Annotated in this window: 13 protein-coding genes and 1 rRNA gene; 13 read left to right on the forward strand and 1 reads right to left on the reverse strand. The window is 50.2% G+C overall.

Going from position 1 to position 12,980, the window contains the following annotated elements; translation table 11 throughout:
• Positions 1-53 precede the first annotated feature (53 nt).
• The 11 genes from L6H70_RS25565 to L6H70_RS25615 all read left to right on the forward strand — a co-directional run bounded on the left by L6H70_RS25565 (position 54) and on the right by L6H70_RS25615 (position 11,009).
• Positions 54-245, forward strand: a complete 192-nt coding sequence (locus tag L6H70_RS25565) for a PLD nuclease N-terminal domain-containing protein (RefSeq protein ID WP_236337009.1) — start codon at positions 54-56, stop codon at positions 243-245.
• On the forward strand, positions 245-1,159 hold the full coding sequence (locus L6H70_RS25570; protein WP_236337010.1) for an ABC transporter ATP-binding protein: 915 nt from the start codon (positions 245-247) through the stop codon (positions 1,157-1,159). Before L6H70_RS25565 ends, L6H70_RS25570 begins: the two co-directional genes overlap by 1 nt.
• On the forward strand, positions 1,156-1,926 hold the full coding sequence (locus L6H70_RS25575) for an ABC transporter permease (RefSeq protein ID WP_236337012.1): 771 nt from the start codon (positions 1,156-1,158) through the stop codon (positions 1,924-1,926). The genes L6H70_RS25570 and L6H70_RS25575 overlap by 4 nt, the downstream gene beginning before the upstream one ends.
• Before the next feature lie 169 nt (positions 1,927-2,095).
• Positions 2,096-2,479, forward strand: coding sequence for an ATPase (locus tag L6H70_RS25580; protein ID WP_206102031.1), 384 nt, complete (start codon positions 2,096-2,098; stop codon positions 2,477-2,479).
• 314 nt (positions 2,480-2,793) lie between these two features.
• The gene (gene gatC, locus L6H70_RS25585) at positions 2,794-3,081 is read left to right on the forward strand and encodes an Asp-tRNA(Asn)/Glu-tRNA(Gln) amidotransferase subunit GatC (RefSeq protein WP_054943416.1); all 288 of its coding nucleotides are present in this window, start codon (positions 2,794-2,796) and stop codon (positions 3,079-3,081) included.
• A gap of 23 nt (positions 3,082-3,104) precedes the next feature.
• The gene (gatA, locus tag L6H70_RS25590) at positions 3,105-4,562 is read left to right on the forward strand and encodes an Asp-tRNA(Asn)/Glu-tRNA(Gln) amidotransferase subunit GatA (protein WP_236337013.1); all 1,458 of its coding nucleotides are present in this window, start codon (positions 3,105-3,107) and stop codon (positions 4,560-4,562) included.
• A 43-nt stretch (positions 4,563-4,605) separates the two neighbouring features.
• Positions 4,606-6,051 (forward strand): Asp-tRNA(Asn)/Glu-tRNA(Gln) amidotransferase subunit GatB, encoded by a 1,446-nt coding sequence (gene gatB / locus L6H70_RS25595; RefSeq protein ID WP_236337015.1) that lies wholly within the window; start codon positions 4,606-4,608, stop codon positions 6,049-6,051.
• Between the two features lie 93 nt (positions 6,052-6,144).
• Positions 6,145-6,615, forward strand: a complete 471-nt coding sequence (locus L6H70_RS25600; protein WP_236337017.1) for a GNAT family N-acetyltransferase — start codon at positions 6,145-6,147, stop codon at positions 6,613-6,615.
• Between the two features lie 41 nt (positions 6,616-6,656).
• The gene (locus L6H70_RS25605) at positions 6,657-8,522 is read left to right on the forward strand and encodes a DUF4097 family beta strand repeat-containing protein (protein WP_236337019.1); all 1,866 of its coding nucleotides are present in this window, start codon (positions 6,657-6,659) and stop codon (positions 8,520-8,522) included.
• Positions 8,523-8,650: 128 nt separating this feature from the next.
• Positions 8,651-9,082, forward strand: coding sequence for a peroxide-responsive transcriptional repressor PerR (gene perR / locus L6H70_RS25610; RefSeq protein ID WP_054943413.1), 432 nt, complete (start codon positions 8,651-8,653; stop codon positions 9,080-9,082).
• 205 nt (positions 9,083-9,287) lie between these two features.
• On the forward strand, positions 9,288-11,009 hold the full coding sequence (locus tag L6H70_RS25615) for a glycosyl hydrolase family 18 protein (protein WP_236337020.1): 1,722 nt from the start codon (positions 9,288-9,290) through the stop codon (positions 11,007-11,009).
• A 76-nt stretch (positions 11,010-11,085) separates the two neighbouring features.
• Here the strand turns inward: L6H70_RS25615 and L6H70_RS25620 are convergent, their stop codons facing one another.
• Positions 11,086-11,445 carry a DUF2614 family zinc ribbon-containing protein gene (locus L6H70_RS25620; protein WP_236337021.1) on the reverse strand — a complete coding sequence of 120 codons (360 nt, stop codon included), beginning with the start codon at positions 11,443-11,445 and terminating at the stop codon, positions 11,086-11,088.
• Positions 11,446-11,599: 154 nt separating this feature from the next.
• Here L6H70_RS25620 and L6H70_RS25625 point away from each other — a divergent pair, with 154 nt between their 5' ends.
• Entirely contained in the window at positions 11,600-12,451 is an 852-nt protein-coding gene (locus L6H70_RS25625) for a nucleotidyltransferase-like protein (RefSeq protein ID WP_236337022.1), read from the forward strand.
• 465 nt (positions 12,452-12,916) lie between these two features.
• Positions 12,917-12,980 (forward strand): 16S ribosomal RNA (locus L6H70_RS25630); the annotation flags it as partial.

Raw genomic sequence — 12,980 nt, forward strand, 5'->3', positions numbered from 1 at the left:
TAATCTTAACTTGCTTAGAAGAATACAATAAAGGGCTTTGGGGGTATGGAAACATGGACAAGGTGAACTGGGGGTTGATTTGGCCGTTGGTGGCTTTACAGGCTTTGCTGGCAATTATCGGACTGTTTTCTCTGGCTAAGGCGGAACAGGTCCGGGGGCCAAAGTGGCTATGGGTACTTATATTGCTCTTCGGCAACCTTCTGGGCAGCATAGCGTATTTCACAATTGGAAGGAAGGAAAGCTGATGACGCTGCTTGAAGTGACTGGATTAAGCAAGAGCTACGGCAAGCAACGCTCCGTAGACAACATCAGCTTTGTAATCGAAGCGGGGCAATGTGTTGCCCTGCTGGGTCCGAATGGTGCGGGAAAGACAACAACGCTGCGAATGCTTGCCGGGCTTCTGCCGCCTTCCGCGGGTCAGATTTCTTTTAACGGCAGCCTGCCGGGAACCGATTACCGTAAGGAGCTGGGATATTTGCCGCAATCACCGGCTATGTACCGCTGGATGAGCGGACTGGAATACGTGGTCTTCGCAGCCAAGCTGAGCGGCATTCCTTCCCGGGAGGCGGCTAAGGTGTCTGCTGCAGCCCTGGAGAGGGTAGGCCTTGCCGCCGCTGGCCGCAGGCGCATAGGCGGCTACTCCGGAGGGATGAAGCAGCGTCTGGGCCTGGCACAGGCGCTGGTTCACCGGCCCAAGCTGCTGCTGCTCGATGAGCCTGTCTCGGCGCTTGATCCGATCGGCCGCAGGGAGGTGATGGAGCTGCTGCGGGAAATCCGCGGGGAGACCACCGTCATTTTCTCTACTCATGTGCTGCACGATGCCGAAGAAATATGCGATAACGTTATTTTGATGAATCAGGGTACGATCGCAGTGCAGGGAGAACTGTCAGAACTCCGTCAGCAATATAGCCTGCCAGTGATCCGGTTGTCAGTGGAGACTGGAAGTGCAGCAGCCGGATGGCTGGAGAGCCTTGCCCTGAAACCCTTTATTCAAGCTTCGCAAATATCAGGCGGGAAAGCCGTCTTTAATGTCGCTGATGTAGCATTGGCGCGCCGGGCCATACTGCAGGAGGCGGTCGGACTTAACATTCCGCTGCTGCATTTTGAAGCCGGATCCTCTACACTGGAGGATCTGTTTATGAAAGTGGTGGGATCATGAGGAAGTTCTGGACGCTTTACTCGAAGGAGATGCTGGAGTCGCTACGAAGCTACCGGCTGGTATGGATCCCGGTAGTGTTCATTATTCTGGGCATTATGCAGCCGCTTACTACGTATTACCTTCCGGATATTCTCAAGGCTTCAGGAGATATGCCGCCCGGAATGCTGGAAGGCTATGAAATGCCGGGTGCTGCTGCAGTAATGGCACAGGCGCTTGGACAGTACGGAACCATCGGCATGCTGGTGCTTGCGCTGGCTGCCATGAACAGTCTGGCCGGGGAACGTAGCAGCGGCTCGGCTGAGTTGCTTATGGTCAAGCCGATTGCTCCGGCGGTGATTATTTTTGCTAAATGGGCGGCACATTTAACTGTGCTCTTTATCGCTCTAGGACTTGGTGCCGCAGCAGCAGGTTACTATACCGTACAGCTAATGGGTTCACTTTCTGTAAGTGATTGTCTGGCAGCTGCGGGTCTTTACAGTTTATGGCTGCTTAGTGCTGTTTCATTAACTCTGCTCTTCAGTGCTTTTATGCGCGGGCCGGCCGCTGCCTTTCTTGCGCTCCTGTCCGCAGCGGGCATGTCACTGCTCTACAGTCTGCTCCCGTCGGACTTTGACTGGCTGCCGGCGGCTTTACCTGATTTATCAGCCGGACAGCTAACGGAAGGCAGTGTTGCCTGGTTTGGACCGGTACTGTCAGCCGTACTGCTGATTCTTGCTTGTATTGCCGGCGCTTCAATGCTAATGGGCAGGAATAAATTGCCTGACTGAAAGATTAATGCAAAATTTGTGGCTGTTAACGGGTGCTTCTGCTCGTTTTCAGAAAATATTTGTGAATTTTCATTAAACATCCCTCCTGCTGCTGGACAGCTCTAGCTTTTTTTAGTAGACTGTTGAAACAAGTAGAACCTTGATAGATTTTGAAGCAGGAGGTAGGACGATGCTGCGGTTAGGAGAGAAAATTGTCATTGTTGCGGATGCTTTTGAACAGAGTCTTCCTATCGGAGACTACGGCTACCTGATTGCTTATGACCGCAATCCCGACAATGCATTTGATTACGTCATCCGTGTCCCTCAGGCCAACAGAAATTTTTACGTTACCGCTGAGGATATTGAGGCGGAAGAACAATTGCTGGTAGCGGAAGCGGAGAGAGCTACGCACGAGGCGTTGATCGATTATGCTTTGTCGACGCACAATGAGAAGCTGTTTCATCATCTAATGAACGGCGAGGATGCGGAAACGGAAGAAGCGGAAACAGCACCCAAAGAAGGTTTGTCCCAGGCGGAATTCATCAAACAGGTGAATCTTCGTGCTTGGATTTAAGGGAGGCCGGCGAAAGCCGGCCTTTTTGTAATATAAGAATTTATATGTTTTACGCTATAAATTATCCTTCTATTTCTCGCAGAAACGGATACCGTCCTAAACAGGACGGATAAGCCTTTTCTTTTTGCTTAAACAGAAATTATGAGATGATAACATAAAAGTAATGAGCAGGACGGACAGCCTCACTTCGGTGGGGCTGTTGTGCTAGGGCAGCCTCCTGAAATGACAAGCGCATTGAATTGTCCAGGCTTCTACAATATAATTAAAAACGTTATCCGGGCGCTTTAGCCCTTTAAACAGGAGGGATATTCCTTATGAGCATTACTGTCAAAGATGTGCAGCATGTGGCCAAGCTGGCCAGACTGCAACTAAGCCCGGAAGAAGAGGCTACTTTTACTGAACAAATGAATGCTATATTACAATATGCTGAGAAATTGAATGAGCTGGATACGGAGAATGTGAAGCCGACTACGCATGTGCTGCAGGTCAGCAATGTCATGCGCGATGATGTCGTGAAGGAGAGCCTGTCCCAGGAAGAAGCTCTGCTTAACGCACCGGAAGACGAAGACGGACACTTCAAGGTTCCGGCTGTACTGGAATAACTATACCGAAAGGAGGAAGAATGTTGAGCCTGTTTCAATATCGATTGCCTGAACTACATAACATGCTGCACAACAAAGAACTTTCCGTCAGTGAGCTGACCGAACAATCGCTGGCTGCCATCGCAGAGCGTGACGATAAAGTGCACGCATTTCTAACGTTAAATGAGGAGGGGGCACGCCAGTCAGCGCGGGCGCTGGATGACAAGCTGGCTTCCGGTGGAGCGCGCGGCCTGCTGTTTGGACTTCCTGCCGGGATCAAGGACAACATTGTCACCAAGGGGCTGCGCACTACCTGTGCCAGTAAGTTTCTTGATAATTTCCAGCCGATTTATGATGCAACCGTTGTTTCCAAGCTGCGCCAGGCGGATGCGGTAACGATCGGCAAGCTGAACATGGACGAGTTTGCCATGGGCGGCTCCAATGAGAATTCCGCATATGGGGCTGTACGTAACCCGTGGAATCTGGAGCATGTTCCAGGCGGTTCCAGCGGCGGCTCTGCGGCTGCGGTAGCTGCCGGAGAGGTGTTGTTTGCACTTGGTTCGGATACCGGCGGTTCGATCCGCCAGCCCGCTTCGTACTGCGGAGTGGTTGGCCTTAAGCCGACTTACGGGCTGGTATCCCGCTATGGCCTCGTTGCCTTTGCTTCCTCACTGGACCAGATTGGCCCGCTTACCCGTAACGTTGAGGATTCCGCTTATGTGCTGCAAGCGATCGCGGGATATGATGCCCAGGATTCCACCTCGGCCAAAGTTGATATTCCCGACTACCTCAGCGCACTGACCGGTGACATTTCCGGACTGCGCATCGGGGTGCCGAAAGAGTATATCGGCGAAGGCGTTGATGCTTCTGTCCGCGAGACGGTACTCTCGGCACTGAAGGTGCTGGAAGGCCTTGGCGCCGTCTGGGAAGAGGTCTCTCTGCCGCACACTGAATATGCGGTAGCGACGTATTATCTGCTTGCTTCTTCGGAAGCTTCTTCCAACCTGGCCCGGTTCGACGGTGTCCGTTACGGCGTCCGCGTCGATGAAGGCGGCGGTCTGCTTGATTTGTACCACAATTCCCGCAGCCGCGGCTTCGGCCCTGAGGTGAAGCGCCGGATTATGCTGGGAACCTATGCGCTGAGCTCAGGATATTATGATGCTTATTATTTGAAGGCGCAGAAGGTGCGTACCTTGATTAAGCAGGACTTCGATGAGGTCTTCAAAAAGTATGATGTGATTATCGGGCCGACGGCTCCGACGACTGCCTTTAAGCTGGGCTCTCAGACGGAAGATCCGCTGACGATGTATTTGAACGATATTCTGACCATTCCGGTCAATCTCGCCGGTATTCCTGCGGTCAGCATTCCTTGCGGCTTTGCCGGAGGGCTGCCTGTCGGCCTTCAGATTATCGGCAAGGAATTTGACGAGAGCACCGTGCTGCGTGTTGCGCATGCCTTTGAACAAAATACAGACTATCATAAAGAGCGCCCACAGCTGTAATTCCCGCCGGATAAGCGTTTTTGGCTCACAAAACTTTTAAGGGATGAGATCATTTATGTCTAAATACGAAACGGTCATCGGGCTGGAAGTTCATGTGGAGCTTCATACCAAGTCCAAAATCTTTTGCGGCTGCTCCACGGAATTCGGTGCTCCGCCCAATACCCATACCTGTCCGGTCTGTCTCGGGCATCCCGGTGTACTGCCGGTACTTAACCGCCAGGCGGTGGAATACGCAATGAAAGCGGCGATGGCGCTGAACTGCACGATCGGGGACGTCAGCAAGTTCGACCGCAAGAACTATTTTTACCCCGATTCGCCCAAAGCTTACCAAATTTCACAGTACGACCAGCCTATTGGCTTAAACGGCTGGATCGATATTGAAGTGAACGGTGAGACGAAGCGGATTGGCATTACCCGTCTTCATCTCGAGGAAGATGCCGGTAAGCTAACCCATGTGGACGGCGGCTTTGCGTCGTTGGTCGATTTCAACCGTGTAGGAACACCTCTGATTGAAATCGTCTCCGAACCTGATCTGCGCTCGCCTGAAGAGGCCCGTGCTTATTTGGAGAAGATCCGTGCCATCATGCAGTACTGCGATGTGTCCGATGTGAAGATGGAGGAAGGCTCGATGCGCTGTGACGCCAACATCAGCCTGCGTCCTGCGGGTCAGGAGGAATTCGGCATCCGCGCCGAGCTGAAGAATATGAACTCCTTCCGCGGTGTGCTCCGCGGCCTTGAATATGAACAGTTCCGCCAGGGGGAAATCCTTGATGACGGCGGTGTTGTGGTACAGGAGACCCGCCGCTGGGATGAAGCCCAGGGCAAAACCCTGTCCATGCGCGGCAAGGAAGAAGCCCATGATTACCGCTACTTCCCGGACCCGGATCTGATTGTGCTGCATATTGACGATGCCTGGAAAGAATCCATCCGTCAGACGATTCCGGAGCTGCCGGATGCGCGGCAGGCCCGCTATAGTGAGGAATACGGGCTTACCGCCTATGATGCAGGTGTATTGACGTCTTCCAAGCTGCTGGCAGATTTCTTTGAAGGCAGCCTTGCCTATACTAAGGATGCCAAGGCAGTAGCCAACTGGATGATGGGCGATTTGCTCGCTTATCTGAACGGAAGCAATCTGGAATTATCGGAAGTGAAGATTACACCACAGGGGCTTGGTGAAATGATCGGCCTGATTGCAGGCGGTACGATCAGCAGCAAGATCGCCAAAACCGTATTCAAAGAAATGCTGGAAAGCGGAAAGCTGCCTGCTGTGATCGTTGAGGAAAAGGGCCTGGTGCAGATCAGCGACGAAGGTGCAATCAAAAAAATCGTTGAAGATGTCGTAGCTGCGAATCCGCAATCCGTTGAGGACTACAAAGCGGGTAAACAGAAGGCGATCGGATTCCTGGTAGGACAGGTAATGAAAGAGAGTAAAGGTAAAGCTAATCCGGGTCTGGTGAACACGCTGCTGGCTGAAGTGCTTAACAGCTAGATCCGGTTTTTGGGTAATTTATTATAGGATCTCAAGTTTCAGGGCTTGTCGGCAACGGCAGGCCCTGAAGCGGCATATAAGGGGACTGTACGGATGGATACAATAATTAAGCTGGACCTGAAGGATGCCTTCATCTTAAGCGAGCTCTGGAGCCTGCAGCACAAGGCCTACCGGCTGGAAGCTGAGCTGATAGGCTTTAACGAGATTCCGCCGCTGCTGGAGACGAGAGACATGCTGGCAGGGTCTACAGAGGAGTTCTACGGCTGCTTTGACGACAGTGGTGATCTGATGGGCGCTGTTGCTGTATTGGAAGAGTCAACGGGCAAATTGACGGTAACCCGGATGATGGTACATCCGGATCATTTCCGCAAGGGGGTAGCCGGAGGCCTGCTGGAATTTATTTTTCAGCATTATTCCCGGATGGCGCAGTTCATTGTATCTACGGGCAAGCTCAATATTCCGGCGGTTACACTCTATACCAAGCATGGGTTTATTCCTGCCGGTGTTGAGGAAGTGGCTCCAGGTGTAGAACTGATCGAATTTTATCGGAGTGGTAAGCTTTGAACAGGAAACAACATAAACTTTATGGAAGGAGGACTCCCGAGATGAGTTCCGAGCAGAAGGATGAATCTGTCATGGTGCCCAATCCCCCTATAATACCTCCGCGCCAGAAAAAGCGCCCCCGCAAGCGCAAATTTATTGCCGGGCTGCTGGCGGCCCTGATTCCCGGAACCGGACATCTCTATTTCGGGTTTCTCCGCAAAGGGATTTCTTTCATCTTCATCATACTGCTGGACATCGCGGCGATGCTGTATTTCTCATCCATTGGTATGCAAATTAATGTGCCGCTGCTTATTTTACTGGCCCTGCTGATTCCAGTCATTTATTTCTATAATGTGTATGATGTGCTGCAATCGGTAGACCGGATTCTTCGCTTCCCTGAGGAGACCGATCCTGAACTGCCAATAACAACAACTAAAACTTCTAGGCATCGTGCCCTTATCAGCGAGCCGGGTATTTCCTTTGGACTCATGCTGCTGTTTGGCGGAGCGCTGATGTTCCTTTTCCGGCAAAAACCGGTCTGGCTCCAGCAATTCATTGAGATGTACGCGAGTGCAGTGATTGCAGGACTTTTGATATGCGGGGGGTTGTGGCTGGGAGCACGTGAAATTGCCAAAGGGCTGATTATCCGCAAAAGCAATGAACGGCGCCCCCGGCGTGTCGGCAGATATACCGCAGCAGTGCTGCTCACGGTGGTGGGGATTATCCTGCTGTTGGATTGGCGGAATGATGCGGATAACATGATGCTACTGTTAAAATGGTGGCCGTTGATCCCTGTGTTATGGGGTGTGGAGTATCTGCTCATTTCCTTTTTAGCGCGCCGCAGAGGTTCTGTGCCTAAAGGCCCGAGAGCAAGAATGGATCTGCGCGGACTGTTGTCGGCGGTTATACTGGGTGCCAGCGTATTTATCGTAGCGGAACAAGAGCATTACCTGCATTTATGGAACCGGGTCAGCATGAATCTTACTGTAGCGGCAGTGGATTACGGCGAAGCCAAAGGCAGCCGGTTTGAAAAAGCTCCGCTGATTGTACCCGTCGAACTGAGTACCTCTAAAATTGCTGTTGATGGCATCAACGGTGATATTCTCATTCATCGTGCCCCAGTAGAAGATATTGAGATTACAGCCACTGTATGGGTGGACCAGCTGGAAGGGGCACAGGCTGAAGCGATATCGGAGCAATCCTTCGTAGAAGTAACCGAGGGGCCAACCATAAAGATCACCCCTCAATATAAAACCTATGGTGACTCCGGCAAACGGCAGCCGCGGATGGATCTTGAGATTTCGCTTCCTGAGGACCGCCGCTTTAATCTGGATGTCCGGACGATGAATGGCGGTATCACGCTGCAGAACGTGGAGGCAATCGAGGATATTGCCTTGGAGACGGGGAACGGACAGCTTATTCTGCACCGCATATTCGGGAATGTGAAGGGAAAAACACTGAACGGTGCGGTTCGTGCCCGGACAGTGCAGGGAAGTGTGGATTTGACCACCAGCGGCGGAAAGATGAATGCCTGGGATGTTACGGGAGCTCTGAAGCTGTCTACGGCTGTAGGCAATATTTCGGTAACAGGCAGCGGAGATGAAGTGAATCTTGCCAGCAAGAACGGCAATCTTGAGATTGACGGTGCAAGAGCGAAGCTGCACGCCGAATCGCTGAACGGCAAAGTTACTATCCGCTCCGAGTTTTTTGGCGGGGACTGGGATGTGTACAGCGCGGTGGGAGACATTGATCTGTATCTGCCCCAGGCAGGGAATTACAAAGTAGACGGATCAAGCGGCTACGGGGATATTAACTCGGACTTCCCTGAGCTTACCATCGATAAAAAGACAATTTCCGGCGAAGTAGGAACCGGCGAGTTTAAGCTGCATGTTGAAGGGAACAGCAACCTAAATGTGAGGAAATATTGAAAAAAGTAATTTTTATTATATAATAATGAATATAATGTACTTGGCACGTTGACAACATTCAAATCCGGGTTCTACAATTGCAGTATAGTTATTTTATTATGGTATTTAATTTAGAGGTGGTGGAATTGATGGGTAGTGGCGTGCAACATGCATTGGAACAATTGAAGACTACCGGTGTCCGTATTACACCCCAGCGTCATGCGATTCTTACGTATCTGATGGAAGCGTTGAATCATCCTACGGCAGACGATATTTACCGTGCGCTTGAGCCGCAGTTTCCGAGCATGAGTGTGGCGACAGTGTATAATAACCTGAAAATGTTCATGGAAGCCGGTATGGTACGCGAATTAACCTACGGTGATAATTCCAGCCGTTTTGATGCCAATGTGTCCGATCATTATCATGTCATCTGCCAAGAATGCGGTAAAATCGAAGATTTCAGTTATTCTTCACTCCATGAGGTGGAGCATTCTGCCGAACAGGCGACTGGCTTTAAAATTCATGGATTACGCTTAGAATTGTACGGGGTTTGTAAATGCTGCAGCGAGAAACGGCATTGAGGCACCAAGAGTAGCATAGCTTAATAGGCAAATTTATAACGTGCGGAATCCGGTGACGGAAGCCACACGTTTTTTTATTGAGTATAGCGGCCATTTAATGTCTGGTCTTCCAGCAGATTAGCGCAACCAAAAGGATGAACATAACGTATACTTAAGATTGACTACCTGCACTTAAATTTATTGATAGTTTTGGAGGATATATATTTTGGATAGCAGACAGAGACAGGGACGCATTAACAAGCGTGGAAGTCGCTTTCGCCGTTTATTAGGGCTTGTTATTATTGCCGCAGCCGCCTATTGGATTGTTTTTTATGTACTGCCAAACCGTGCGCATATCGATCCGGATTGGAAAAGCCTTGAGAAGCCTGTGTTCGTTAAAGGTGAACTAACCGGCTATTCAGCCGCAGGGACCGGCGACGGTCTGCTTTTACCGCTTCCCCTTTTACAAAAGTATGTTGATTCGGCGATCCGGTATGAGGAAGCCAGCAAGTCGGTTATTCTCTCTACGGATAATGACCTGCTGTATATGCAAGAGGATTCAACTTCCGCGAGTCTGAACAATAAGCCGATCCAGCTCCGGCTTGCTCCTGAAGAACAGGATGGAGTGACGTATCTTCCGGCCGATACCCTTGAAGAATTGTATGGCTTTGAAATTGAGGAAGATACTAGTACAGGTGCTGTTCTGCTGATGACTGCCGGAGAAAGTGTGCCACTTGGCACAGTTAAAGGCGAGGAGGGCGGCCGGACGAAGGCGCTCCGCAGTGAAGCGACAATTCACGCTCCAATTATTGCGGATATGGCCCCCGGAACAACCGTCAGAATCTGGAATAGTGATAATGAGGACTGGCTGTATGTGCAGATGAGCAGCGGTTATGCCGGGTATGTGAAGGCTGGCGACATTACAGCAGACGGGCAGAAGACAGTGGAACAAAAGGTATCAGAGCCTTCCCGTGCAGAGCGCAGCTGGAAAGGTAAACCGGTGAACATGTTCTGGGAGGCCGTATATGAGCGCAAGCCTAACCCTGCAAAATTCGGTGAACTGCCTGGAATTAACGTTGTCAGCCCGACCTGGTTCAGGATTGTAGACGTGAAGGGTAATGTACGCAGTCAGGCGGATAGTGCCTATGTGCAATGGGCTCACAAGCAAGGTATGGAGGTGTGGGGACTGCTGAGCAACAGCTTCGAGGCGGATCTTACCACGCAGGCGTTATCAAGCTATGAGAAACGGATGACTACGATCGTTCAGATGCTGGAATATGCAGATCTGTATGATCTGGATGGGATCAATATTGATTTCGAGAACGTTTATACGAAGGATGGAGAGAATGTCACTCAGTTTATGCGGGAGCTGAAGCCGATGGCCCAGGCCAAAAACCTCATCGTCTCCATAGACGTCACACCCAAGTCAAACAGTGAAATGTGGTCATTGTTCCTGGACCGGAAAGCGCTTGGTTCGGTAGCGGACTTTCTCATTGTAATGGCTTACGACGAGCATTGGGCATCTAGCCCCACAGCAGGCTCTGTAGCATCTTTGCCTTGGGTGGAGAGCTCTATAAGCCGTATTCTTGACGAAGATAAGGTGCCGGCTGAGAAGCTGATTCTCGGTGTTCCGTTGTATACCCGCATCTGGACAGAGACCACGGAAAAGGGAGAGACGAAAGTCAGCTCTAAGGCTGTTGGCATGTCTGCCATTCAGGAGATTCTGTCCGAGAAAAAACTGACGCCTAAGTTTGACAATGACGCCGGCCAGAACTATATCGAGTACAAGGAAGACGGCGCTCTTCACAAAATTTGGATTGAGGATAAGGTCTCCCTGAAATCGAGAGTTGAGCTCGCTAAGTCATTTGGACTTGGGGGAGTAGCTTCCTGGACCCGCAGCTTTGGAACACTTGAGGCGTGGGAGGCTTTGCAGGAGATAAGTAAATAGGGGTTGTAAAAAAAACAAGGGGCTCCTGAAACGGAGCCCCTTGTTTTTGGTATTCACTTACATAATGCCGATTTCATTATTGCTGCTGGCTCTCTAACTGCTCTGCTGTAATGGTTGCCTGTGCCGGATCGCGGGTGAGGATGGTGTGGCAGAACATGCAGCGGTCGGTTTTGCCCAGCATCTTGGTCAGCTTGTGGCATTCCGGGCATTCCAGCTGAACCGCACTCGTAGACAGCATACCTGCCCAAAAGTATATTGCCAGACTGGCCATCATCGAGATCAGACCGATAACGAGTCCTATCGCAGCAAATACTTTACCTGCTGAGCCCCAGAATACAATTCCGGCCGTTCCAAGAATCATGAGTCCCATCCCAAGCATAGTGAGCAGTAATCCCCAAGTGCGAAAAGCGTTGATTTTAGCCGATTTCATCTTCATGAGTTATTTGCTCCTAACTAAAATATAGTTCGGACGTCCAGAAGGAACTGCCATGAATATGTAGAATATTAATATTTAAGAGAATTATAACTGACTGGACGCAAAATCGCCAAATTTGATGGAGGGAAGTATGGAACTATCCAATTTGACCCTATTGAGTGGAGAAACATTCGATGAGAATGTTCTGGGGGCCGTAGCTTTGCGGCAGAAGGGCAATGCTCCATTTCAGAGCGCGCTGCTCCACGATTTTGATATGGTGGTATTGATGCTGCACGAGGAACAAGAGAAAGAACGGATTATAACCCATACCATAGCCGGTGAGAGACGAACGCAGTCTGTACACGTAGGTATATCTGCTTTGGAGCGGGCTGTGATGGCGGGCGATAATAATGAACTCCTTACCAGCCTTATAGCTGGGGAAGTCATTTGGGATCCCAAAGGGATTTTGGGAGAGATGCGCCGGGAGATCACACAATTCCAGGGACCGCTCAAGGAACGGGTCTTGTTTATGGAATTTGCCCGCTTCCTGCATATGTATGTGAAGTCTAAGCGTTACAGTGAAGCAGGCTTTACCATGGATGCATACAACTGTGTACTTATAGCTTTGTATCATTGGGCCCGGATTGAAGTCAGTGAAGCTGGATGTTTTCCCGATCCGGCCGTTTGGGAGCAGGTTAAAAGCCTGAATACCTCCGTTCACAAGCTTTATGAAGAGCTGACGGTCAGCACCGAAACGCTTGAGCAAAGAGTAGAGCTCATTCTGCTTGCCTGTGAATTTGCGATTATGTCGAAGATGTCTGACTGTTGTACGATGCTGCTGGATATTCTCGGGAGCCGCAACGAGTCCTGGAGTATCAAAGAACTGCTGCAGCATTCAGGTCTTAGCCCGCTTGGAGCCGAATTGCCGCTCGTGCTTCGTAAGATGGTATCCCGTTCTCTGATTAGGGAAATCACCTCTTGGGCGGATGATGCTTCTGAAGGCCATACGGTTCGATACACACTATAAATATATAGCAGCTCACCCGGGGATTAATTAAGCTTAATAGGCCAAGATAAGGAGAGGATGTTCGCTCTCTTTTTTTATTTGCCCTTAATCAGAATGAGCTGATAACCATTGGGAATATTTAGAGTTGACTCCTGTGTTAATACTGTGTTAAATTATAACTCGTCCCTCCGACACATCGTAACGCTGCAAAGCAAACGATGATCAACGAAAAAAAGAAATCAAAAAAAGATGTTGACAAAAACGAGGGCTGCATGATATATTATAAAGGTCGCTGCTGACAAGCAACGATAACGAAAAAGAGAATTTGATCTTTGAAAACTGAACAACGAGTGAGTATCGGAAATCACTTCGGTGAGATCCAAAACTGATGATTTTCACAGCGTCTTGTACGCTTTAGAAATTCATCTTGAGAATGCAAATTCTCGTCAGATGTTTCAAAATGAGCAATCGCTCTTTCTAAATACCAATTTGGAGAGTTTGATCCTGGCTCAGGACGAACGCTGGCGGCGTGCCTAATACATGCAAGTCG

The sequence above is a fragment of the Paenibacillus auburnensis genome, from assembly GCF_927798115.1.
Classification (GTDB): Bacteria; Bacillota; Bacilli; order Paenibacillales; family Paenibacillaceae; genus Paenibacillus_AQ; species Paenibacillus_AQ auburnensis.